The organism is Cyanobacterium sp. (genome assembly GCF_054166785.1).
Window position 1 is genome coordinate 20,874 of sequence record NZ_JBSZCP010000048.1, and the last position, 25,056, is coordinate 45,929.

Consider the following 25,056-nt stretch of genomic DNA (forward strand, 5'->3'; position numbering starts at 1 on the left):
CTTCTTGTTTTACGTTAAAACAAATTTATCTGCTGAGAAATGGGGGAAAATGAGCGACGATGATGGGGAGTAATGCCGTATTTTTCGATCGCCCTTAAATGTTTTTTAGTACCATAACCTTTATTATTTTCAAGGTCATAATGGGGATATTTGAGGCTATATTCCACCATTTTTTGGTCACGCCATACCTTCGCTAAAATACTGGCTGCGGCAATTAGGGGCGATCGCCCATCACCCTGTATCATAGTAATCTGGGGATAAGGTAACTTGGGAATAGACTGATTACCATCCACCAAACACAACTCAGGCACTACTTTTAAATTTGTCAGCGCCCCATACATCGCGCAAAGGGAAGCCTGAAGGATATTAATTTTATCGATGGTAGCCACATCCATCACCCCTATGCCATAATCCGTCACCAAGGATTGAATATGGGGTACTAGGGCATCTCTTTTTTTCGGAGTTAACTTTTTACTATCTTTTACCCCCAAATCAGCCAAAAAATGGATTTTGTTTACAGGCATCACCACCGCTGCCGCTACCACCTCCCCAAAAAGACACCCTCGCCCCACCTCATCCACCCCCGCCACCAAAGCAGTGGGGGCAAGAGAATCTAGGGCTAAGGTATCATCTCCCATTTATTCCTCAGACGTTTTATTTTTAGAACGACGACGACGGGTACGAACCACAGGGCGATCGCCATTTAAAGCCTCCTTAACCACCGCCTCCGCAATAGTTTCAGGCTCAGGCACCTTGGCATTTACTTCCTCCTCCTCAGCATTATTACCATCCATCAAAGAAGTATTCTCATCATCCTCAACCACTTCAGCCTCACCCTCATAACTCTCATCGAGTTTCAAAGGTAAAGAAAGGTCAACTCGAACCTCCTTCTCCTCCTTAGTGCTAGACTCATCATCCAAATCCACCGAAGAAGAACTAAAAATAACCTCCGAATCCTGATCAAGATTACTCTCTACCCCATTATTGCCATCACCATCAGCCAAAGACTCATCGGGAGACTTCACATAAACCAACACCGATTTAGGATCCTTAATTTCCCGATCTAAATGTAACAAAGGAGAAACCCCCATCATCGCATAAATATCTTGCTGTGCCTCCGACATCGTCACTACAACCTTCTCCAACTTAGCCTCATCCCGACGGGCACTTCTTGATAAATAGGTACGCTCCTTACGCTCAGGCTTAGGCGAATCCCCTTGAGTGCCATTTTTATTATTCGTACCATTATTATTCGTACTCTCATCCTTATCCAAACCATCACGACGGCGGCGACGGCGACTACCATCAATATCCTTGCCACCATTTAACGAATCATTATCCTTCTCATCCGTACTGATAACCACCACATCATTATTAACATTAAGAATGGGTTTATCATCAATAGTCGGCTTCTCTACCCCCTTACTAACTACCACAGGCTGACTAAAATTAGTCACGGTTTCAATATCCTGATGCCCCGGTAAATGAGCCATCACACCCAAGCCCCCACAATGGGAACAAGTTTGGGCAAACAACTCATAAATATTTTTACCCTGACGCTTCCTCGTCAACTCCACCAAACCCAACTCCGTCAACTGAGCAATCTGGGGTGCTGCCTTATCAGACTTCAACGCCTTCTCAAAATCTTGAATCAAATCTAACTTATCCTTACGGGAGTCCATATCGATAAAATCGATAATAATTACCCCACCAATATTACGCAACTTCAACTGTCGAGCAATTTCCACCGCCGCTTCTCGATTCGTCCAAGATACCGTCTGCTGAGAGGTAGCCGAATTAGTAAACGAACCAGAGTTCACATCAATTACCGTCAACGCCTCCGTTGGTTCAATGATGATATAACCCCCCGAAGGTAAATCAACCCGAGGTTTCAGAGCCTCTTTAATAGCCGCATTTACTCGGAAATAATCCAAAATAGGAGTAAAACCTTGATGACACTCAATCACCACCCCACTAGGATGACGACTAGCACTCCAATCATTGAGCTGTTTTTTTACTCGTTTAACACTATTGTCCGAGTCCACCACAATACGGTTAACATCGTCACTGTACATATCCCGCAATACCCTTTGGATAAAATCATCATCACGGTTGAGTAAAGCAGGGGGTTTTACCGAACTAGCCTCCTGTTTAATTTTCTCCCACTGTTTTTGTAAAAACTCTAAATCTTCAATAATAGTTTCTTCTGCCTTTCCTTCTGCCTCCGTACGTACCAACAAACCCATCCCCGCAGGTTTAGAAAGAATAGACAAAGCCCTGAGACGATTTCTTTCATTTTCATTCTTGATACGGCGAGATAAACTTACTCCCTTACCATAGGGCATGAGTACCAAATAACGCCCCGGGAGGCTAATATTACCCGTTAAACGAGGCCCTTTGTTGCCCGTAGGCTCTTTCATTACCTGAACTAAAACCTTTTGATGGGGGCTTAATAATTCCGTAATGGCTCCCGAATTTCTTCTTAATCTTAAAGGGCCTAAATCTGTGACATGGATAAAACCATTTTTTTCTGCATCACCGATATTTACAAAGGCTGCATCAATGCCAGAAATTACATTTTCAACCGTTCCTAAATAAATATCTCCTACCTGTTGATTTCCCGTAGCGACTACCAACTCTTGAATTTGATCTTCTGCGAAAACGGCCGCAATATGATTTTTTTCAGCAATTATTATTTGTTTTGACATTCAATATTCCTCGAAATTTTTAAATCTTTATCAATATGAAAAATTACTCTTAAACCGACTCAAAATGTACATGTAGTTCCCCTAAATAATTTATCTAAATTTTAGCTTATTTATTTTCCCTTGTAGAGACGTAGCACGGAAACGCCATTCTTACTAGGGTAAATTAGACTCTCACCATCGAAACGGGGCTACTACAATAATAACCTTCTTACAGATACTATTATTAGCATTTTTAATTGATAAAATAAGCTCTTAAAACATAAAAGAAAATTTTATCATATCAAAATCAATACTTTTTTGTTCACTATAATATATAGTAATAAAACTTTAGAAGGTAGTGCTTATAAATTAATATTTCAAGATAACTTCCTTTTTTTCATATAAATCTGATGCCATTCATTATGGTTATATATCCCTTACCTACAATCACTAAAATCATAGTCATTACCTCAAAAATATTTTATCTTCACAATCCCTAGACTGCTAAAAATATTTGTTAAAGTCAAACAAAACTAAATAGCTTAACTTCATCACAATCTCATCAAAACCGAATTTTGTGGGTTCTAGCTTGGAGGTTATTTAAGATAAATTCAATTATCTTAGGAATGATTTACCTCAATAACTAAAATTTTGTCATAGAATACCGAAATTAACTTTATATCAGATAAAATGGATAAATTTTCTAAATGATATGTAATGGTTTTAATATTTACTTGAGCTAAGGTTGTAGTATTAAGATCTTAAAAATTTTTTCGGGTAGATGAGAGGGGAGAAAAAGATTCCCATTATCAGGTTTCATCTTTTTTCTTAAGGGACAATGGAAAACATTCTTTTGTCATAGGACAAACCTTGTGAGAACTATTAGTAATTTTGCTAAAGTTCGTTATTGATTCTATATTATTTTAACCAATTTTACCATTTTTCGGTAATTTAGCCATTGATGGTTAAAAAAATAAGCAAAAATTTAGATAACGGCAGAATTTCCCATAAAACCCACAGAGATTATGTCAAAGTCTATATACCCCATACCATAATTTTAATTATCTTCTTTGGCTACATAGCTGAGGTAAGTATTTTGTAATAACATTGCCACTGTCATGGGGCCTACTCCCCCGGGTACTGGGGTAATATGGGAGGCAATTTCTTTGATGGCTTCATAGTCAACATCACCTACTAATTTTCCTTTTCCTTCTGCTGTCTCGATGCGATTAATCCCGACATCAATGACTATGGCACCGGGTTTTACCATGTCGGCGGTAATCATTTCAGGTTTACCCACGGCGGCTACGAGTATATCAGCGTCTTTGGTAACTTCCCCTAGGTTGGGGGTGCGGGAATGGGCAATGGTGACGGTGGCGTTTTCTTCTAATAACATGAGGGCCAGGGGTTTACCTACGAGGATACTTCTACCGACGACAACGGCTTTTTTTCCTGCAATCTCGATGTTATCTTCTTTGAGGATTTCCATTACTCCTGCGGGGGTGCAACTGCGTAATCCTTTTTCTTGTCTGACTAATTTGCCAAGGTTGTAGGGGTGAAGTCCATCGGCATCTTTTTCGGGAAGAATTTTTAGAAGTAATCCTACGGAGTCGAGGTGAGGGGGTAGGGGTAGTTGTACTAGGATACCATCTACTCGGTCATCTTGGTTTAACTGGGCGATCGCACTTTCTAACTCTTCTTGGGTAGCATCAGCGGGGAAATGACGACTAAAGGAAACCATGCCAACCTTTTGACAAGACTTTTCCTTATTGCGTACATAAACGGCACTAGCAGGGTTATCTCCCACCATCAAAACCGCCAATCCGGGAGCCCTTTTTCCCTGGGCTACTTTTTCTCTTATTTGAGTTTGTAACTGATTTTGGATTTTTTGGGCTAAATTTTTACCGTCTAAGATTTTAGCAACCATGTTAGTAATAATTATCTAGGTTATTATGATACTTGAACTTTAACTTTTGATGATTATATAGGCATAATTTGCTTTATGGTCATTTTATTGCAATTATTTAGTTATGAATCAATTTTTTGGCTCTTGGCGTTCCGTTTTGATTGTTGCTTCCCTTCTAACCTCTAGTTGTGCCTATCTAATTAATGGAGGATTTGCAGGGGAAAATCAAGTAAAAATAGAAGATATAGCAACACTCCCCCAAGATAATGTTCAAATCAAAATTGAGGGTACGGTTAAAAATGTTATTCCCCTAGTTAATGGATATGCTTATGAATTAGAAGATACTACAGGCTCTATTTGGGTAGTGACGACGGGGGAAAAACCTGAAGTAGGGCAAAAAATAACCTCCCAAGCTATGGTTAAGCATCAGGAGATTATTATTGGAGAAAATGATATGAGTAGTTTTTACCTCCAAGAAGTAATTGAGGAAGAAGCTATTTCCGAAGAAGAAGACATGGATGTTGTTGATGACACGGTAGAATTTTCAGAAGAGGGAATAAATCCAGAAACTGTTAACCCTGAATAATATTAACTAATGGCAAATCATGACCACTAATTTCCATGGCTTCTAAACAACTATTAATGTTAGCAATAGCTTGGTTATAAACCATCGCATCAGACTGTAATCCTTGGGTTAGCTGTTGATTATAGGCAATTTTTTCCTTGGCTTCTTGCTCGAGGGTTTGTTTTAGATTTTCCCTTGCCATGTCATACTTTTGCAAAATGTTATCCGCCATCTGTTGTGCCATGGGTATCAAATTAGTTTTAATGGTTTGATTGATGGTTTGACGAAAAACTTGGCGTATGGTGCGATCTATTTTTGGTTCAAAATCTAGGCGTAATAGTTGACGGATGGCAGGTTCAGACTCTACCATGGCAGAGGAATCATAGGCTTGGGATGTTTGTTTGAGAGTCTCCCGAAATTGGTAGATAGAAAAAGTTCCTTCGCTGTAGAATTGAGGACTTTCCCTTACGTAGCGATCGCACTCGGTACTAGCTTCAGATTGTAGCGCATAGAGTAACTTAATTTGTAAATCTTGTAACTCTTTTTCGATGCCCCCATCATCCCCTAATAAACGATATAAATCACGATAGCAATCCTGTTGACGTACATCATAGGTCAAATTTTGGATGAAATTATTAACCAAATCCTTTAAACCGTCTTTCAATAAATCCTCCAAATTATTAGCGATATAGTAAAGTGCTTCCACCAAAACCGCAATTAAGGGGGCTGTTTGATTACGAGGATGAGACTTCACCGCCAAACTGTAAGTATCCGCCACAGAAAAGTTATTTAATAACTCGTCAAGGTAGTTAACAAACCGATTTTGTAACCTTTGAAAATCTTGATTAAAAGCCTTATTTTCATTAGTAATAATTAAATTTACCTGATCATTAATATACTGCTCATAATCATGACCAATGGTGCGTAACTGATTATTTAAATCTGCTAACTTTTGCTTTTTCATCGTCTCAATTTCTTGAGGTTGACTATCTAAATCCCTTTGTAAATCTTGATAGGATTCCTTCAAGGGCATACAAATAGATTGTAAATCATTAGCTAAATTTTTATATAACTCAGGCTGTTTTTCATCCCTTAAATAACGACTAATTTCCTCCTTAAAAGTATTAATACCACTATCCGTAATTAATTGCTCAATTAAAGGAATACCCCACTCACTCAAAATTCTTTCATAGTTACTATTTGGGCTTTCATAACCATGGACAGATACCCGAAAATCAGTGCGAGTTAATTTACCAGAATTAGCACAATAATTATTAAACTCACTAATAAATTGAGGAGTTTCTTCCTCACCCCCAGCACCCTTAATTGTTTCTGCAAAAATAGTATCTAAACCAAAACGATTATCAAAGGAAGTATGCTTAATTTGACTACCATAAAAACCTAATAAACCACTGGTTTTATAAATACGATTTGTGTGGTTAAACTCACTATTAATTAAACTATCTAAACGCTGTCTCAACTGTCCATTATACCAAGTTTGATCAATGCGATTAAACACATAAAAAACTCGATCTCGAATGGCAGGATTAGTCTTTAATCTTTCTAATAAGTCTGTTTCGGCTTGGGTTAAATCCCCCGCAGAAGCTGGTTTTAAGACACATACCACCGCTGAAGTGTTGGGATCTTCAATTTTACGATAAGCTAAGTCAGCATCTTTTTTTATGGGTGCATCAATACCGGGTAAGTCCACCAATACGTTACCGCCTTCGAGAAGGGGGTGATAGCAGTAGTAATCAAGACGTTTTAACACTGCGGAATTTTGTCCCCGTCGGGCATAACTAGCTGCCTCACTGAGATTGGTAAAATTAAATTGCTCCATGGAATAGGTAGCATTTTGGGTGGTATGGATTTTTTCTCGGTTAGCTTCTAATCCTGACAGGAGAAGTTTGAGGGCGTTGGCTTGTTTTCCTATTTCTGATTTATTATGTCCTCCCTCTTGGGTAATAATTTCATCACAGATGGCATTCAATTCCTCTACAATGACTGCCTGATTGATGTTTACATCTTTTAAGTCGATGTCCAGCATTTGGGCTAGGATAGAAGCCTGACTTCTGATTTGCGCTTCACTGAGGAAGGTTAAAACTACCCTTTCTTCTTGGGGTGGGGCATATTCAATATAACATTCTGTACCGGTGGCGTGTCCTTCGGCACTATATAATAACTCCCTCTCGAGGAGGGCATTGATTAACATGGATTTTCCTGCACTGAATGCCCCTGCAAAAACGATTTCAAATTTAGGGGCGATCGCCTTTTGTAGCGAAGTTTCGAGGGCTGAGGTATCATGGTGTACCCTGAGTTCAGGATTTTTTTGTAATAACTCAATAATTTGATTTACTTGGGATGCTAAGTCTTGACATTGGGGGTGAATACTGGGCATAGGAATAAAAATTCTTTTTGATGTATCTTCAACTACATTATGACTATTTTTGATGGATTGAAAACATTAATTTATACTAAATTTCGTTTTAATAATGTACTAATTATGGTGGGGAAAAGGGAATAGAGAGGGAGTGTTGACAATATTTTCATCTTTTAATTTTGCTCATCAACTTAAACCCTCATCACCTATACCCTAACTAACTGTTTCTAACTTGCCGATGGTTTTATGTTCAGAAGTAAAAGTTTTTTGAGCTAACCTTTGTATATCTTGCGCACTTACCCCATTAATGGCATCTAAACGGGTAAAGAGATTACGCCAATCCCCTGTTTTTCCTTGATATTGTGCCAAAAGATTTGCCATGCCAGAGTTAGAATTTACTGAGCGTAATAAACTGGCCGTGGCTTGGGTTTTCACCCTTTCCAATTCCTGACTAGATACTAATTCGGTTTTGAGCTTTTCTATCTCCCTATCTAAGGATAATGCTAATTCATCGAGCGATCGCCCAGGGGCAGAAACTCCATAAAATAACATCAAATTTTCGTACTTATTACCCGGAAAACCACTAAATCCAGACACACTGAGGGCAACTTTTTCATCCACCACCAAAGATTTGTAGAGACGAGAAGTACGCCCACTGCTCAAAATTGAACCCATAATCTCATAGACCACATAATCAGGATCATTTAAACTGGGGATATGATAACCTTCAAAATATAAGGGCTGAGAAGGATATTCCACCACTACTTCCCTAGTTTCCCGTTGCTCAGGTTCATTTATACTAAGGGGAGAAGGTTTTACACTATCAGGAAAACGTCCAAAATAGTCCTCCGCCATTCTCCTTGCCTCACTGGGGTTAACATCTCCTACCATGGCAATGGTAATATTACTGCCGCCATAATGAGCATCAAAAAAGTCTTGTACATTGGCCGTTGTCAAATTACGAATATCCTCCTCAAAGCCAATCACAGGGCGACGGTAGGGGTGGGAAACAAAAGCTGTTAATAAAAACTCCTCTACCATTTTACCGATGGCAGAATTGTCCGTGCGTAGTCTTCTTTCTTCTAAAATTACGTCTTTTTCTTCGTAATATTCCCTAAATACAGGATCTAAAAATCGATTGGATTCTAAATACATCCACAATTCCAATTTATTGGAAGGAAAGTTATAAAAATAGGCGGTATAGTCCGCAGAAGTGGCGGCATTTAATCCAACCCCCCCCTCGATTTCGACAATTTGCCCAAATTCGTTTTGGTTTACGTATTCACTGGCTTTCTGATTTACTTGTCTAAATTCAGTTTCTAATTGAGCTAATTTTTCTTGATTATTGTCTGCCCTTGCCTGTTGAATTTGATCAAAAAGACTATCTAATTTTTCTAAAAGTGGCTTTTCTTTTTCGTAGTTAATAGTACCAATTTCGGAAGTTCCTTTAAAGGCTAAATGTTCTAAATAATGGGCTACTCCTGTTTGTTTTTCAGGTTCATCCACTGCCCCGACATCTACATAAGTCACAAAGGAAATGATGGGTGCTTGGTGATTTTCATAGATAATAAATTTTAAACCGTTGTTAAGGGTAAATTCGGTAATGTCATTTTTTACCTGTTCTAAATAAGGGGTTATGGATCTATTTTCTGTAGTTCTTGCTAGGACTGAGTTTATATTAAAATTCCAAATTAATAAGACTATTAATAATAGGGTGGTAAGGGTTTTTAATGAGGAGGCAAGGGGCTTAAGCCCCTTGTTATAAATTATTTTTTTCATGGGTTATTTATTACGTTTGACCTTGGATAATATTTTGTTAAATAAAAGTTCTATCTCTGGTAATTTTAACAGTTTGGCACAAGTAAGGAAAAGTGCGATCGCCCCTAGACTAGCCATAGAGATATTAATAAATTGTAAGATAAAGCCCCCATCACCCCAAACATAAACCAATCCTTGATGAATACCCCAACAGGCAAACCCAGAAAGGATACTAGCCACCACTAAAATAAGAAAAACTCCAGCCCACTCCCCTAAAGGCAAACCATTAAGACGACGATGTAAGATAGCGATGAAAATGAGCAAAGAAACAACATTAACCCCAATGGTAGCAAATACTAAACCCTGCACCTCAAAACTTCTTACTAAAAAGTAATCGAGAAAAGCATTCAGAAAAATATTAAAAATACTAATCTTAAAAGGGGTATTACCATCCCCTAGGGCATAAAAAACCCTAACTAATACATCCCTCGCCAAATAGAAAAACATTCCTAAACCATAGGCCAGTAACACAGGGGCAACAATGGAGGAAGCATCAGCACGAAAAACTCCGCGCTCAAAAATGATTCTAATAATAGGCTTGGATAATGCCACAAAAATAGCACTAAAAGGAAACATGGTTAACCCAGTCAAAACTAAACTTTGACGAATTTTGAGCTTTAATTCTCCCCAATTTTCTGGCTCAGTAAGACGGGAAAAAACAGGTAAAAAAGGTACTAGAATGACGTTAGAAAGAATGCCCACGGGGGTTAAAACCACAAAATTAGCATAACGCATGGCCGCCGCTGCATTGGGCAAATAGGAGGCAAAAAACAGGTCTGTATATACGTTAATATGTAACATACCCGATGAGAGGGTAGCGGGAATCATTACTTTCATAATATTTTTTACCCCTTCCCTACCAAATTCAAATCGCAAACGAAAACGACTTAACCCCGATTGCATGAGGGCTATTTGTTGGGCTAACCATTGCCAGATTCCCCCCAACAGAGTTGTTACCGCCAAGACGATGCCCCCCAATCTAATATATTCAGGATCGTTGATTTCTCCCCCCAAAATCCACAATAAACCCCCCACCCCGATAATGGTGGTTAAACTGGAGAAAAGAGGGCTTAAACTCGGTAGCCAGTATTGATCTGAGGCGTTAAGACTACCAAAACCAATGCCCACTAATCCTGCGAAAATCGCAAGGGGTGCCATAATTTGAAATTGGGTAATGGCGATCGCCCTTACTTCAGAATCTAAACCGGGGGCAATTAAATCAATAAAGCGACTAGCATAAACCACCAGAATAATGGTGACAATGAATAGGATACCCGTCACCAACGTAGTAACTGTCTCAATGAGGGGTGCTGCTTCCTTCTGATCTCGTTTTGCCAAGACACTCACCAAAGCGCTATGAAAAGGACCATTTATCCCCCCCAAAAGAATGAGTAAGAAACCGGGTATCACATAGGAGTAGGCATAAGCATTGGCTACAGCACCCACCCCAAAGGCTGCCGCCACCACTTGCTCCCTCACCAATCCAGTAAGTTTACTGATAAAAGTACCAATCCCAACTATCCCAGCAATATTCCCAATAGATCTTTGTTTACCTTTGTTCACGCCTACAAATAAATATTATGACTTGACCTATTATCGATGGACGGCGAACAATTGACAATGGATAAGCAATAATGAAGGTGCGATCGCCTTTATATTTTATTCGTACATTTGAATTAATAATTAAATTACTACCTCAAATAAGCAATAGTAACCCCAGCCCCTCCCTCATTACGGGGTGCAATTTCATATTTACTCACTTGGGGATGCCGTTGTAAAAACTCATGGACTCCACTACGTAAACTACCTGTACCCTTACCATGGACAATCCACAATAATCCTAAATCCGTAGCCGAGGCGATCGCCCTTTCCAAAGCAGGTTCCGCTAGGTGTACCCTTTGCCCACGTATATCCACAGTATTTTTTTCTACCCTCACCCTCGCAGTAGTTTTGGGTGCTTTTTGATTAGTCTGAACCTTGGGAGTTTTTTGTTTTACCTCAGTTTTAGGGGGTTTTTCCTTCTCAAACCTCTTACCATCCAAAGATTCAATGTCGGTAAAAGGTAGTACCATTTTCATAAAACCAAAACGGGCGGTTAACTGTTCGGCGGTTTCATCCACATCCAGCACCTCGGCGGTTTGCCCAATACTCAATATTCTTACCCTTTCCCCTACCTTCGGTTTATAACTAACTTTTTTGCGGGATTTATTAATGGGAGTCAAAAAGCGATCGCCCACTTTTTCCAGATTTTCCCTTGCCTGTTGGGCTTCTTGGGCGGTGGGATTACCTTTTTTCTGTAATTCCTTAATCACCTGAGCAATCTGGCTTTTGGCATCGAGGAGCATTTTTTGCACCGCCTGTTCCTGTTGAGATTTTAGATCCCTTTCTCGATCTTGTAAAGAGGTTGCCTTGGCTTCTACCTCCTGATAAAAACGCTCGGTTTTCATTAACAAATCCTCCGCCTGTTTATGCTTCTCCTCTTGCTCCCTTCTTTGATTTTCCAATTCCCCAATTAATTGGTTAACATCTTGGGAAAAACCCCCTGCCAACTCTTGGGAATCTTCAATAACCCCTGAGGGTAAACCTAACCTTTGGGCAATAATGATGGCGTTAGAGCGCCCCGGAATACCCCACAACACCCGATAAGTAGGCTGAAGGCTCACATCATCAAATTCTACGGAGGCATTTTCAAAGCGACTATCGTTATATTTAAGGGTTTTTAATTCCCCGTAATGGGTAGTGGCAATGGTGAGTAAATTATGGTCAGCAAGGTGTTTTAATATGGCAATGGCGATCGCCGTTCCTTCGGTGGGATCCGTTCCTGCCCCCACTTCATCAAGCAACACAAGGCTTTTAGAAAGTCTATTTTCCCCCTGCTCCTGTGCTACGGTGGGGGGGGAGTCATCTTCAAGATTTTCAGTGGATTTGGGGGCTTGTAGGGCATCCATAATGCGAATAATACGGCGGATATGCCCCGAGAAGGTAGATAGATTTTGTTCTAGGGATTGCTCATCCCCAATATCAGCCAAAACCTGCTCAAACCAAGGGATCTGTACGGGATCTTTGGCTGGAATATATAACCCTACTTTTGCCATGAGGGCGGTAATGCCGATGGTTTTGAGGGTGACGGTTTTTCCCCCAGTATTTGGTCCTGTGATGGCGACTACCCTCGTATCGGGTTTTATTAAAACGTCGATGGGAACTACGGCACTTCCTTCTTCTTTTTTCTGTTGCCACATCAAGAGGGGATGACGCAGTTGACGGAGGATGATATTGTCTTGGGTCGCAAAATCGACAAATTCAGGGGGATTTCCTTCTAGCCATAAACTATATCGGGCTTTGGCGGTGGCTAAATCTAGGGCAGTGGCGATCGCCAATAACTCCTCTAATTCTTCCCAAACTTCGGCAACTTTTTCGGTCAATATCCGTAATATTTTTTCTTCTTCTCGTTTTTCTTGCCCCCTACTGGTTTGGAGGCGATTACCCATATCCACAATGGATCTTGGCTCTAGGTATAAAGTTGAGCCTGTGGTGGAGGTATCATGGACAATGCCCGTTATTTGTCCACTGTGGGAAGCCTTGAGAGGCAATACGAAGCGATCGCCCCTTTGGGTAATGACAGGCTCTTGGAGGGCGTTACCGTTACGCTGGATAATATTTTGTAAGGTTTGTTGTATTTTACTTCTTAAACCCTTAATTTTTTGCCTAATTTCACCCAATTGAGGGGAAGCCCTTTCTGTGATTTCACCTCGATCATCTATACAATAGTGAATTTCTTGCTCTAATTCAGGAAAAGTTCTTAAAGTCTCTACTAATTCTTTTAGGGTGGGAGCATCTTCTAAATCTTCAATTACCCTTCTTAATTTTCTAATTCCTGCCAAGGTTGTCGCAAGGTTTAATAGTTCGTCCCCTTTGAGCATTCCCCCAAGTTTTGCCCTCTCCAAAGCATCGCCGATGTCGTGGATACCTGAAAATGACCAGTTAGGATTTAAACTGGTTTCGATGCGATATACCTCTTTGGTTTGCTCTAATAATCTCTGGGTTTCCCCTAGGGTTTTAGGTACAGTTAAATGGCTAGATGCGATCGCACCTAACTTCGTAGCGGCAAATTTAGAAAGATGATGGCATAACCGTTGCCATTCCAAAAGTCGAAAGGTTTCTTGTTCAATCAAAGCAAGTAGGAAAAATAATAAATAATGGAGAATGGATAATTGATAATTGATAATTGATAATAATACTTAGGCTTTCACTGGATTTACACCAGAAACAAGTATTTTCTAATGGACAATTCATATTTTAATTATTGCACAAGAGAATTACTCCTAAATTTATTTTCCCCAAGAGAAAATTAACCAAAATCAACGATCCACTAACCCACCAATAAACTATGGTCATACCGAGGGGCTTTACTCTCAGAAGATTTAACTTGGTACTTTACCAGATTAGCCAACTCTTCTAACTGACTGATAGCTTCCGCACCTTCTAACTTCATCAACTCCCTATCATCCTGCATTTCTGTCCAGGTAATACCATAATCAGAAACTAGAAAGCGGATTAAATGATTATCTCCCAAACTCACCATAAAAGAAGCGCTAGTTAACTGAGTGCCACAGGTATAACAAGATGCAATGTAACCTCTTTTTTCCAATACAATGGCCAAGGCTTGGAGGTTCATCACCAAATCCTTTACAAACTCTCTATACTCTTGTGCAAGTCTTACAAACATTAGTACCTCCTACGGGTAAACTTACTTTACATTCTTAACAATAATTTAAGATTTGCCAAATTTATTATATGTTATCTTGAATCAAAAATGCAAAGATGTATATTTTAGGTAACAATTTAAGGATACCCTAATTAATAAAAATATGACGCATTTAGTTATCTTTCGTTCCTAACATTGCCATGAAACAACCACACCAATGGCGTTTTATCCCCCTGCTCAACCTTTCAGGAAAAGAGCAAATGGCGATCGATAAATGGCTACTTACCCAACATCAAAAATATAATCATCCCCCCACCCTCCGTTTTTACACTTGGAAAAAACCCACTATTTCCCTCGGAGTTAGTCAGAAAAAAAAATATCCCCCTCACTGGGATAACCTCCAATGGCAAGGAAAATCAATAGATATAGTCCCACGCCCCAGCGGAGGAAGAGGAGTATTACACCAGGGAGACTTAACCTACGCCATCATTTCTTCTCAGTTTGAAGGTAACTTAGATGAAGTTTATCGGCAAATTTCTCAGTTTCTAATTATCGGTTGGCAACAATTAGGAGTTAACCTTTCCTTCGGTAAACCCCACCGACAGTATCTCAAATCATCCAACTGCTTCGCCCTATCCACCAACGCCGACTTAATCGATAGTCAAGGAAATAAGTTTATCGGTAGCGCCCAGCTGAAAAAGGGTAAATTTATCCTCCAACACGGTTCCATGCTCTTAAATCCCCACCCAGAACTATTTGAGAAAGTTTTTAACAGCCTACCCCCCAAGCCAGTTTTGTCTTCTTTTCCCCCCATTGACATCATCACTACCACTCTTCTTAAAGTAGCCCAAGGGTGTTTTAACTGTGAATTTGTCCACCAACCCCTTTCCCCAGAAGAATGGCAATTAATTAATGAGGAATACAACTTAACCATGGTCTGAAATATGATTAAATCAGTATTTGAAATATTCTTACCATTATTGTCTATTCCCCATTGCCCATCTCGATAAAAAATCACATCTAAAATCAGCAAAGCCCCAACAACTAACGATTTATTCTTAACTCCTTCATCATTTCCTGCTTAACAATTTCTTGTCCTTGAGTAATGGTATTTTGTAAATCAACAGAATCATTCACCATCGACTCTTGCCACTTATGGGCATATCTGAGGGTATAACCAAAACCTAAACTACCAAAAGTAAAAATAGTACAAGTGATCACAATTAAGTATTTGAGGATTCCTCCTTCATTCTTATTATTCGTACCTTGAGAAACCTTCTTGACATTATTAGACTTTATCTGACTAGACTTACTGCTCCTTACATTTTGGGTTTTTTGCTCTCTAACGGTGCTTTTAACCGCATATCTTTTAGTTTGAGGTGATGAATTTTTACGACGAGATTTAGAGCGGGATACTTCAAGATTAGAAGACCGAAATTTAGGACTATTATTTCCCCTAGTAGCGTTTTTTGTCATAGTAAAAGTGTAATCAAGTTGAGTAATGATTATTATGTAAATAAAAAAATACTTAAGTTCTTATAAATATTTTCCAAAAGATTTACATTAACTAGAAACAGATAGTTGTTCTCCACTTCTATGCAAATCCCATCATGACCAATGTACAATCATTGTCGAATGATTAAGACAATTATAGTTCTCTTTTTCGTAAATTAAAGAATAATTCTCAGTTAGTTTTGCATCCACTGATCCTCATTAAAAATAAATTTTCCAATCTAGCATTTACTGACCAATAATAAGATATTGACAATAAGTCCCGAAAAAAGCTATGATGATAAATTGTGAGTTTTGGACAAACTAGGAAATCCATGTCTATAAATGCAAAAGCCATAATCCAGTCCATCGAGGCGGATTATATGAAAGAGAAAGGCTCATTACCATCCCTTAACGTCGGCGACACCGTAAAAGTAGGTGTTCGTATCCAAGAAGGTGGTAAAGAAAGAGTACAACCCTTTGAGGGAACTATTATCGCTATGCGTAATGGTGGAATTAATGAAACCATTACCGTCAGAAAAATCTTCCAAGGAGTAGGAGTAGAAAGAGTATTTCTGCTACATTCTCCCAAAATTGCGGATATTCAAGTTATCCGTAGAGGTAAGGTTAGAAGAGCTAAACTTTATTATCTCAGAGATAGAGTTGGTAAAGCGACTAGAATCAAACAACGTTTTGACCGCCCCATCGACAAAGCTCCTAAAAAAACAAAAACTAAAGCTAAGTAGTTTCATTTTGTCATCTTAAACACCAAAACTAACCACATAATACCAACAGTGCCTGAAATACCTTCAGAAACTTCGATACTTGACAAATAAAACTAAAATTAGTTATAGTATCTAAATATACGTCCTTAGTTCAGTTGGTAGAACGTCGGTCTCCAAAACCGAATGTCAGGGGTTCAAGTCCTCTAGGACGTGTTGGTAAGAAAGGTTGGTAGTGCTGTGCTTAAGTGACCTTATAATAAAGATTCAGGGGTGAGATAAAATCATTCTAGTAATCATCATATATAAATATAAGGAGTCATCATGACCAACAAAGAAACTATTACGCAAAAAAATAAAGAAGCTCAGGGAATCAAAAGCGATAAATCAACCTTCATCGATGAAACTAAGCAAGAATTAGCAAAAGTTGTCTGGCCTTCTCGTCAACAACTCGTGAGCGAATCTGTGGCCGTAATTTTAATGGTAACAGTGGTAGCCACCGTAATCTATTTAGTTGATAACATCTTTAGCTGGTCAGCTGGGAAGGTGTTTTAATGGGTTTATACTCAGAGAGCGATACCGAACAGAATAAAACCGTAGCAGTGGGCAAACCTCGCTGGTATGTAGTTCAAGTTTCTGCGGGTTGTGAAAAAAAAGTTAAAACCGACATTGAACAAAGAATCAACGGCTTTGATTTAGCTGATAGAGTTCTTGAGATAAGAATTCCCCAAAGCCCCACGGTCAAAATCCGTAAGGATGGCAGTCGTTATCAAGGCGAAGAAAAAGTATTACCTGGCTATGTCTTGGTACAAATGATCTTAGATGATCATGCTTGGCAGATGGTCAAAAATACTCCCAATGTGATTAACTTTGTAGGGGCAGAGCAAAGGCGCCCTGTGGGCAGAGGTAGAGGTCATGTAAAACCCTTACCCCTATCACCCTCCGAGGTAAATCGTATCTTCAAACAGATGGATGATGCCGAACCCGTGGTCAAAATTGATATGGAAATTGGGGATCAAATTTTGGTACTCAGTGGACCATTCAAAGATTTTGCTGGGGAAGTTATTGAAGTCAGTGGCGATAAAAACAAACTTAAAGCCCTACTATCGATCTTTGGTAGAGATACACCCGTAGAACTCGAATTTAATCAAGTAGAAAAACAAGGATAAAAATAGAAAGGAATAAACGATGGCAAAAAAAGTCGTTGCATTAATCAAACTCGCTTTACCTGCAGGTAAGGCAAACCCCGCTCCCCCCGTAGGTCCTGCCCTCGGTCAGCATGGGGTAAACATCATGGCGTTTTGTAAAGAATATAATGCCCAAACCTCCAACCAACCTGGGATGATTATTCCTGTGGAGATTTCGGTTTATGAAGATCGTAGTTTTACTTTCATTCTCAAAACTCCTCCTGCCTCTGTATTAATCAAAAAAGCAGTAGGTATCGATAAAGGTTCTAAAGAGCCTAACCGTGACAAAGTAGCTCAAATCACTCAAGATCAATTGAGAGAAATTGCTCAAACCAAAATGCCCGACTTGAATGCCAATGACATTGAAGCGGCGATGAAAATTATTGAGGGAACTGCTCGTAATATGGGCGTTACCGTTGCTGAGTAATCACTTTTATTCAGTAAGTTATTTTAAGCAAATTATCCCAAACCATAAGCTAATTATTTTGATGACCCCATAAAGTCCTCAAAACTAGAAAAATTTATTAAGGGGAGAAGTGCTAACTTCGTTAATTGACCCAAAGGAGACACATAAATGAGTAAAAAATTAAGTCGTAGATACAAAGAGGCATTGGCAAAGGTTGAGCCTAAGGCTTATGAACCTTTAGAAGCCCTCAATTTATTGAAAGAAACCGCCACCGCTAAATTTGATGAGAGTGCGGAAGTTCATATCCGTTTAGGTATTGACCCTAAATACACCGATCAACAGTTGAGAACCACCGTAAGCCTTCCCAAAGGTACTGGTTTAACCGTTAAGGTTGCCGTAATCACCAGAGGGGAAAAGGTAAAAGAAGCTAGTGAAGCAGGGGCTGATATTTACGGTGAGGAAGATTTGATCGATGAAATCCAAAAAGGAATGATGGATTTTGACGTGTTAATCGCTACCCCCGACATGATGCCTAAAATTGCTAAATTAGGTCGTGTCCTAGGTCCTAAGGGTTTGATGCCCTCCCCCAAGGGTGGTACTGTAACCACCGATTTACCTTCTGCTATTAATGAGTTTAAAGCTGGTAAATTAGAATTCAGAGCCGATCGCACAGGGATTGTTCACGTTTTGTTTGGTAAGTCTTCTTTCAGTGCAGAGGATTTACTCGCTAACCTAAAAGCATTACAGGAAACCGTTGATCGTAACCGTCCTTCTGGTGCGAAAGGTCGTTATTGGCGTAGTGTGTTTATTTCTTCTTCCATGGGGCCTTCCATTGAGGTTGATATTAACTCCCTCAGAGATCTTAAACTTAGCGAAGTCTAATCGTTTTAGTTTTTAATGGTCGGGATGTTCTTCGGAGCATCCTTTTTTTGTCAAGATACATAAATCATTATTGAAATAGTAGTGTTTTATAAAGTTTTAATAAAGGTGATTTCACCCTAAAAAAGTGAGGTACAATTACTTAAGTATAGGTAAGTAGATACAAAAATATTGTTAATTGGTGAAATAACGATGAAAATAAAATCAACGACTCAACTGTTTGGGTTGGGTTTAGGAACTGCCCTTGGTTCACTTGCTCTCATGTCCGCCCCTGCTTTTTCTGCCAGTTTAAATTTCTTTGGAACTGATGAAGATATTTTTTTACTAAGAGTTTGTGAAAAATCAAATGGTACTCCTAACGATCCAGGCTGTAATAATATTAGAGAGAACGTTATGAACTCTACTAAAACCGAACCGCAAAAGCAACAGGCTCGAAATCTTATTGCCAAAGACTTACAAATAGGAGAAGTTCAAGGATTTTCTAGAAATATTACTAGAAATAATCTAACACAAGATAGGCCTCAAGGATTAGACACAGTCTATTTCGGAAAAGATGGCTCTAATAGTTTAATAAGTGGATTACCTTTACAAAGTAAAGAATTTAGTTGGATAAGTGGAGAGACGGCAAACTGGGAGTTAGACTGGAATCCGGACACAGAGAAAGCAACTTTTACTATAAGATACCTTTCCCCTTTAAAAGAAGAATCGCTTTCTTACGATTACTCAACAACAATTACTGACTTTAAAACATTTAATTCCTTGGCATTAATTACCTTTGTAAACCAAAATCGAATCAGAAATGGAGTATCAAACCTAACTTCAGCACTTACAATATCAGAAGCAACTTTTAACGATGATCCTGATAATCCTACGATACAGACAAATTTTGGAGGTAATTCTTCAGTAATATCAACCTCGACATTTGATAAATTGTTTTTCATTCTTGATGACGAATCACTTGCTAATGGTGTAAACATAACGAATTTGAAAGGTACATATACCATGTCTTGGGATGGAGGCGGAAGTACTCCTGGACAACTAGCTGCTGGATTTTATTTACGAATGGTTGACCCACAAAGTACTCCTGAACCTGGTTTAATGTTAGGTTTACTAGGTGTTGGAGCGTTAGGACTTGTTAGTAAAAAACGTAAAATAGAAGAAAAGTAATTGTTATTTTGTTTACCCTTAGTTGTTGCCCTTCTTATGCTGTGAGAGGGGTTTTATTTTAACTTCGATGATAAACTTGATTTGATGGTGGGCAATGCCCACCCTACTTATTTACTCTTCAAAGTCCGCATCTACAGCATCACTACCACCGCGCACGGTGACCAGGTCAATTTGTTGGCGGTAATAGTCAACGCTCTTGATTTCCACTTCTACTCGATCGCCCAGACGGTAAGCAGTGCGGTTTTTTCTACCCACGAGGCAGGTATGACGGGAACGATATTCGTACCAATCATCCTTGAGGGAGCTAACATGGACTAGCCCTTCTACGAGGGAATCTTCAATTTGGACAAAGAAGCCGTAGGACTGTACCCCCGTAATTAAGCCACTGAATACTTTGCCTGTGCAGTCTTTCATTTTCTCGGCTTTCTTTAGCCCTGCCAAGTCTTTTTCGGCATCATGGGCAATTTTTTCTCGCTCGTTAAGGTGGGTAACAAGGGAGTGTAAGTCGGCTTCGAGGTTACTTTGGATGGCTGGGGGCAACACATTCCAGTTAATATCACCATGGCAGGAGTTACTATTGAGATTTACTCCTTTTTTGGCGTTGCTGTGTCTTCTGTCACGACCATGCTCAAATAATGCTTTTAAGACTCTTTGGATGTGTAGGTCGATATAACGTTGCCCGGGGGATACACAGTGGGTGTAGATGGGGTAGGCTAACCCAAAATGGGGGGCTGGGTGTTGGATATATTTATCGGACTTGAGGGAGCATAGGAGGAGGTAGTTAAGGACTTTTTCGTAATCGGATTTACCAAATTCTTGGGTAAGGTGATAATAGTCGAGGGGTAGTAAGTCTTCTTCGGATTCTAGTTTGAAGTCTAATTTAAGGTTGGCTACCAATTTTAGTAAGTCTTCTAATTCATCCCAATCGGGTTTGGCTTGGGTGCAGTAGATGGCGGGTAATCCTAATTCGTGGAGATGTTCGGCTACTAATTTTCCTACTAAGACCATTAATTCGGTCATTAATGAGAGTACGGGTAGTTGGGAGTAAGAGGCGATCGCACCGATTCTACCCTCATCTTTAAAATAGGAGGTAATATCATCTAGGGCAATATCAAAACCACCCCTTTGTAATCGTTGTGCCTTCACTAGGGGGCTAAGGGTGAAAAACATCTCATTGAGAAGGGGAAAAACATCCTTCAACTCTGCCTTGGCACTACCCAAACCGATGATACTCTGTACCTCTTTATAGGTCAAGCTATGGTCAACCCGAATTACACTGGAATGGATGCTGTACTCTACCACCTGCCCTTTATCATCAAAGGTAACAAATACAGAGACGGTTAAACGATCTTCATGGGGAACTAAAGAACAACATTTTTCCACCTTGGGGGGTAGCATGGGAATAATTTTATCCCCTAAATGTACCGTGGTGGCTCGTTTACGGGCTTCCCTATCGATGTGGGTTTCCGATGGTACAAAATGGGCTACATCGGCAATGTGTACTCCCAAACACCAGTTTCCATCGTCGTTTTGCTCAAGGGTGAAGGCATTTTCCACCAATAAATCCAACTCCCCTACATTATCTTGCTCTAGGGTGATGGTTAATTTATCCCTCAAGTCAAGACGTTTGACAATTTCTTCTTCACCAAAATCGGGGGAGATTTCATCGGCTTTTCTAAAAATTTTCTCGGAAAATTCGTGGGGTAAATCATGCTTGGAGGAAACAATATCGGTATCGGCGGCCTCCTCTGCATCACTACCCAACACTCGCATCACTTTACCCATGGGGGGATTTTGTCCGAGGGGATACCTCAACACATTTACATGGACAAGGTGATTGACTGCATCAGAGATGGATTCGGGTTCATCTTTTAGTTTTACCTCGAATAGGAGGCGATCGTCTAACGGCACGGCATGGTACTCTGAATTATCTTCCACCACCCTAGCCAATACGGAAGGATTTGCCCTTTCGGTAATTAGTTTTACTTCCCCTTCAGGAGATCTTCTTCTTGTACCTTCTTTGATAATCTTGACTAAGACGCGATCGCTATTCCACGCATTACTGAGGTGACTTTCCCTAATATAAATATCATCGGCATCCTCTTCATCTTGGATGGCAAAGCAAAAACCCTTACTCGAACAACGCAACTTCGCTTCCACCACATCAGCTTCCGAGACTCGGCGATATTTCCCAAATTCCTTGGTTACAACCCCCACTTTTTCTAATACATCGAGGGCAATTTGTAATTTTTCTAGTTCTTCAGGTTCTTCACAACCTAACTTTTTTTCTAATACTTTCCCTGCCACCAGTTTATCTTGGCTCAGGTGAGAGAGAATTGTAGCGATTGAAAATTCCATTTATTATAATCCTGTCAATGTCTAAATAGTGTTCTTTTACAGTCAATTTAACTGGGTTAATTAATGTTTTAAAACTATATTCAATTCATAAGAATAGATAAGAAAATTAAAAATAGTTTGACATTTCCCAGAGGAACAAAAACCAGCTTAACCCTTGAGAATTAAAGGTTTTATACAATCAAAGTAACATATTTACTAAGATATAATAGTCAAAATTTTATCTTTGGTGTAGCATATTCATTCAGAAAAATGTATCTTGGTTGATTTTTTAGTCAAAAAAATTTAAGCCATAGGGAATTATTTTTAACTAAATCAATTTAGATAGAAAACATAGAAGTCGTTGGGCTTTTTCCTGAAATAGAACTCCTTAGATAAACTAATTTTGACCAATAAGACATCCACATCTGATTAACCATAGGGTGAAAAGATTAAGTTATTTTCTTTAAACAACGGTTTTTGTTAATGATTATGGTTGATGTTAATGATGTCCAAAATGCTGTTTTTATTCTTTAAATTATTACTATAGCTTATTTTTGCCCGTTAATAAATGGTAGTAAGAAGGATTTTTTAATTCTGATGGTGGGGGATGCCCACCCTAGTTTAAAATTTAATGGTCAATTTGTTAAAAGTTAGCGTTTTCTTGCCATATTCATATTAGAACCTGCTAACAGACGCTGTAATTCATCGGGGCGACTACTTTTTGCCAAACCTTCTTCCATACTAATTACCCCAGTTTTTACTAGGTTAGCAAGGGCTTGTTCCATGGTTTGCATTCCCAATTTTACTCCCGTTTGAATGGATGAATAAATTTGAGGTGCTTTTGCTTCTCGGATTAAGTTGGCGATCGCCGGGGTAACAATCATAATCTCCTGAGCCATAGCTCGACCAAATTCTCCCGGTTTAGGATTATGTTTTTTAGCTAAACACTGGGCAAATACTGCCAACAAAGAGTTGGACAACATCGCCCGAATTTGACCTTGTTCGGCGGCGGGGAATACATCAATGATACGATCAATGGTACCTGCGGCGGAGCTAGTGTGTAGAGTACCAAAAACGAGGTGTCCTGTTTCTGCGGCACTGATGGCAAGGGAAATGGTTTCTAAATCTCGCATCTCTCCCACGAGGATAATATCAGGATCTTCCCGTAAAGCTGCTTTTAGGGCATTGGCAAAACTTTTAGTATCTTCCCCTTTTTGTCTTTGGTGAAAAAGGCTATTAACGTTAGGGAAAACGTACTCGATGGGGTCTTCTACGGTTAAGATATGTTCTGCACGGGTACGGTTAATTAAATCTAGCATGGCCGCTAGGGTGGTGGTTTTTCCTGAGCCTGTTTGCCCTGTTACTAATATTAAACCCCGGGGGCGATCGGTCATTTCCTTAACAATGTCAGGGAGTCCTAATTGGTCAAAGTTAGGAATTTTAGAAGATAGCGCCCTTAAACAAGCGGCATAACATCCCCTCTCCTTATAAACATTTACCCGAAAACGAGCTAATCCTTTCACCCCATAGGAACAATCCAACTCCCAATTTTGCTCGAGGGTTTTTCTTTGGGTGTTATTTAACATACTGAAAATCAGTTTCTGGCACTCTTGGGGGCTGAGGGGTTCATCACCGATGGGGGTTAGTTTACCACTGATACGAAAGTAAACGGGCGCCCCTGCTTGGATGTGCATATCTGAGCCACCCATTTCCACCAACTGCTCCATCAAGTCTTCTATCATTAAATCCATGGACTCTGTCTCCTGATGATCTCTTTTACTCTAATATACCTATGGTTCCCTGAGTTTTGATTTAATGACTCATAAAGATTAATATTTTGTTTCCTGACAAATTACTATTCCCCAACTCAATTCAAATATTGATTTACCCTCATTTTCCATCATTCTGGCATTTAGGACAAAAATGGGTCGATCGCCCTCCCAACTTCATTTTGTCAATAGGGGTGTTACAAATCCGACAGGGTTCTCCTTTCCTGCCATATACCCAAGCCTTACCAGCATAGTTCCCATTAACCCCCGTAATATGGAGAAAATCACTAAAACTTGTTCCCCCTGCCTTAATAGAGTCATCCAATACCTCGATAATGGCGGTTCTTAATTTTTCGATTTGGGCTAACTCTAAATTACTACTGATGGTATTGGGCATAATGCCACTCTTAAATAAAGCCTCATCAGCGTAAATATTACCAATTCCTGCCACTGTACTTTGATCTAAAAGTAGGGTTTTGATATTGCGACGGCTTTTACTTAGTTTTTCTTGGAAATATGTCACCGTAAACTGAGGGGAAAAAGGTTCAACTCCTAGCTTTTGTAACCCTGTAATGACTGTTTCTGGGGGTTTATTCTCCCCTAACCACCAAAACTTGCCAAAGGTGCGAGTATCCACAAAACGTAATTCTTTACCATCATCAAAAAACAATCTTACCCTAGTATGTTTTTGTAAGTCACTATCTTCATTTACCCACAACAACTGCCCCGTCATGCGCAAATGTACCCCTAACCATCCTTCAGACAATTGGGCCAATAAATACTTACCTCGACGATGCCATTGGATAATCTTTTTTTCGGCAATACCCTGTTCAAAGGAAACGACAGAATCAGGATAGGCGAGGGTGCGGGGTAATAATACTTTAGCAGATTTTATGATAAGTGCCGAAGTCGTTTTATTCAGACCTCGACACACGGTTTCTACTTCTGGTAATTCTGGCATAGATTAGTTTGATAGTGGATAGATCAAGATAATACCTGATTGATTATCCCTTATCAATTATCAAAGACCTAGATAA

At 39.5% G+C, this 25,056-nt stretch carries 20 protein-coding genes and 1 tRNA gene; 9 read left to right on the forward strand and 12 right to left on the reverse strand.

Annotated elements, in window-relative coordinates; genetic code table 11:
* Positions 1-14: 14 nt before the first annotated feature.
* From ACXITR_RS09905 to folD, 3 genes are all read right to left on the reverse strand, one after another.
* Complete coding sequence (locus ACXITR_RS09905) at positions 15-638, reverse strand: ribonuclease HII (RefSeq protein ID WP_457997067.1); 624 nt, start codon at positions 636-638, stop codon at positions 15-17.
* Complete coding sequence (locus ACXITR_RS09910) at positions 639-2,708, reverse strand: Rne/Rng family ribonuclease (protein ID WP_457997068.1); 2,070 nt, start codon at positions 2,706-2,708, stop codon at positions 639-641.
* A gap of 1,036 nt (positions 2,709-3,744) precedes the next feature.
* The gene (gene folD, locus ACXITR_RS09915; protein ID WP_457997069.1) at positions 3,745-4,614 is read right to left on the reverse strand and encodes a bifunctional methylenetetrahydrofolate dehydrogenase/methenyltetrahydrofolate cyclohydrolase FolD; all 870 of its coding nucleotides are present in this window, start codon (positions 4,612-4,614) and stop codon (positions 3,745-3,747) included.
* 103 nt (positions 4,615-4,717) lie between these two features.
* Here folD and ACXITR_RS09920 point away from each other — a divergent pair, with 103 nt between their 5' ends.
* Complete coding sequence (locus ACXITR_RS09920; RefSeq protein ID WP_457997070.1) at positions 4,718-5,179, forward strand: hypothetical protein; 462 nt, start codon at positions 4,718-4,720, stop codon at positions 5,177-5,179.
* Here the strand turns inward: ACXITR_RS09920 and ACXITR_RS09925 are convergent.
* From ACXITR_RS09925 to ACXITR_RS09945, 5 genes are all read right to left on the reverse strand, one after another.
* Positions 5,166-7,556, reverse strand: a complete 2,391-nt coding sequence (locus ACXITR_RS09925; RefSeq protein ID WP_457997071.1) for a dynamin family protein — start codon at positions 7,554-7,556, stop codon at positions 5,166-5,168. The two genes, ACXITR_RS09920 and ACXITR_RS09925, sit on opposite strands and share 14 nt — an antisense overlap.
* Positions 7,557-7,751: 195 nt before the next feature.
* Positions 7,752-9,317, reverse strand: a complete 1,566-nt coding sequence (locus ACXITR_RS09930; protein ID WP_457997072.1) for a M16 family metallopeptidase — start codon at positions 9,315-9,317, stop codon at positions 7,752-7,754.
* A 3-nt stretch (positions 9,318-9,320) separates the two neighbouring features.
* Positions 9,321-10,919 (reverse strand): murein biosynthesis integral membrane protein MurJ, encoded by a 1,599-nt coding sequence (murJ, locus tag ACXITR_RS09935; protein WP_457997073.1) that lies wholly within the window; start codon positions 10,917-10,919, stop codon positions 9,321-9,323.
* A gap of 128 nt (positions 10,920-11,047) precedes the next feature.
* On the reverse strand, positions 11,048-13,528 hold the full coding sequence (locus ACXITR_RS09940) for an endonuclease MutS2 (protein WP_457997074.1): 2,481 nt from the start codon (positions 13,526-13,528) through the stop codon (positions 11,048-11,050).
* Positions 13,529-13,725: 197 nt separating this feature from the next.
* On the reverse strand, positions 13,726-14,082 hold the full coding sequence (locus ACXITR_RS09945; RefSeq protein WP_457997075.1) for a DUF1815 family protein: 357 nt from the start codon (positions 14,080-14,082) through the stop codon (positions 13,726-13,728).
* Positions 14,083-14,261: 179 nt separating this feature from the next.
* On the opposite strand from ACXITR_RS09945, the gene ACXITR_RS09950 reads away from it, so the two are divergent.
* A complete protein-coding gene (locus ACXITR_RS09950; protein ID WP_457997076.1) occupies positions 14,262-15,002 on the forward strand; it encodes a lipoyl protein ligase domain-containing protein in 741 nt (246 codons plus the stop codon).
* A gap of 103 nt (positions 15,003-15,105) precedes the next feature.
* On the opposite strand, the gene ACXITR_RS09955 is transcribed toward ACXITR_RS09950, so the two are convergent.
* Positions 15,106-15,537 carry a hypothetical protein gene (locus ACXITR_RS09955; RefSeq protein WP_457997077.1) on the reverse strand — a complete coding sequence of 144 codons (432 nt, stop codon included), beginning with the start codon at positions 15,535-15,537 and terminating at the stop codon, positions 15,106-15,108.
* Positions 15,538-15,893: 356 nt separating this feature from the next.
* Here ACXITR_RS09955 and rplS point away from each other — a divergent pair, with 356 nt between their 5' ends.
* From rplS to ACXITR_RS09990, 7 genes are all read left to right on the forward strand, one after another.
* Positions 15,894-16,298 carry a 50S ribosomal protein L19 gene (rplS, locus tag ACXITR_RS09960; RefSeq protein WP_457997127.1) on the forward strand — a complete coding sequence of 135 codons (405 nt, stop codon included), beginning with the start codon at positions 15,894-15,896 and terminating at the stop codon, positions 16,296-16,298.
* Positions 16,299-16,417: 119 nt separating this feature from the next.
* Positions 16,418-16,490: transfer RNA gene (locus tag ACXITR_RS09965), tRNA-Trp, on the forward strand.
* Between the two features lie 108 nt (positions 16,491-16,598).
* Positions 16,599-16,829: a preprotein translocase subunit SecE gene (gene secE / locus ACXITR_RS09970; RefSeq protein ID WP_457997078.1), complete on the forward strand. Its 231-nt coding sequence runs from the start codon at positions 16,599-16,601 to the stop codon at positions 16,827-16,829.
* Complete coding sequence (gene nusG, locus ACXITR_RS09975; protein WP_457997079.1) at positions 16,829-17,443, forward strand: transcription termination/antitermination protein NusG; 615 nt, start codon at positions 16,829-16,831, stop codon at positions 17,441-17,443. The genes secE and nusG overlap by 1 nt, the downstream gene beginning before the upstream one ends.
* A gap of 19 nt (positions 17,444-17,462) precedes the next feature.
* On the forward strand, positions 17,463-17,888 hold the full coding sequence (gene rplK, locus ACXITR_RS09980) for a 50S ribosomal protein L11 (protein ID WP_457997080.1): 426 nt from the start codon (positions 17,463-17,465) through the stop codon (positions 17,886-17,888).
* A 147-nt stretch (positions 17,889-18,035) separates the two neighbouring features.
* Complete coding sequence (gene rplA / locus ACXITR_RS09985) at positions 18,036-18,749, forward strand: 50S ribosomal protein L1 (RefSeq protein ID WP_457997081.1); 714 nt, start codon at positions 18,036-18,038, stop codon at positions 18,747-18,749.
* 189 nt (positions 18,750-18,938) lie between these two features.
* Positions 18,939-19,913 (forward strand): PEP-CTERM sorting domain-containing protein, encoded by a 975-nt coding sequence (locus ACXITR_RS09990; RefSeq protein ID WP_457997082.1) that lies wholly within the window; start codon positions 18,939-18,941, stop codon positions 19,911-19,913.
* 111 nt (positions 19,914-20,024) lie between these two features.
* On the opposite strand, the gene ACXITR_RS09995 is transcribed toward ACXITR_RS09990, so the two are convergent.
* The 3 genes from ACXITR_RS09995 to ACXITR_RS10005 all read right to left on the reverse strand — a co-directional run bounded on the left by ACXITR_RS09995 (position 20,025) and on the right by ACXITR_RS10005 (position 24,980).
* The gene (locus tag ACXITR_RS09995) at positions 20,025-22,271 is read right to left on the reverse strand and encodes a ribonuclease R family protein (protein WP_457997083.1); all 2,247 of its coding nucleotides are present in this window, start codon (positions 22,269-22,271) and stop codon (positions 20,025-20,027) included.
* Between the two features lie 629 nt (positions 22,272-22,900).
* Entirely contained in the window at positions 22,901-24,001 is a 1,101-nt protein-coding gene (locus tag ACXITR_RS10000; RefSeq protein WP_457997084.1) for a type IV pilus twitching motility protein PilT, read from the reverse strand.
* A 139-nt stretch (positions 24,002-24,140) separates the two neighbouring features.
* Entirely contained in the window at positions 24,141-24,980 is an 840-nt protein-coding gene (locus tag ACXITR_RS10005; protein ID WP_457997085.1) for a DNA-formamidopyrimidine glycosylase, read from the reverse strand.
* Positions 24,981-25,056 lie beyond the last annotated feature (76 nt).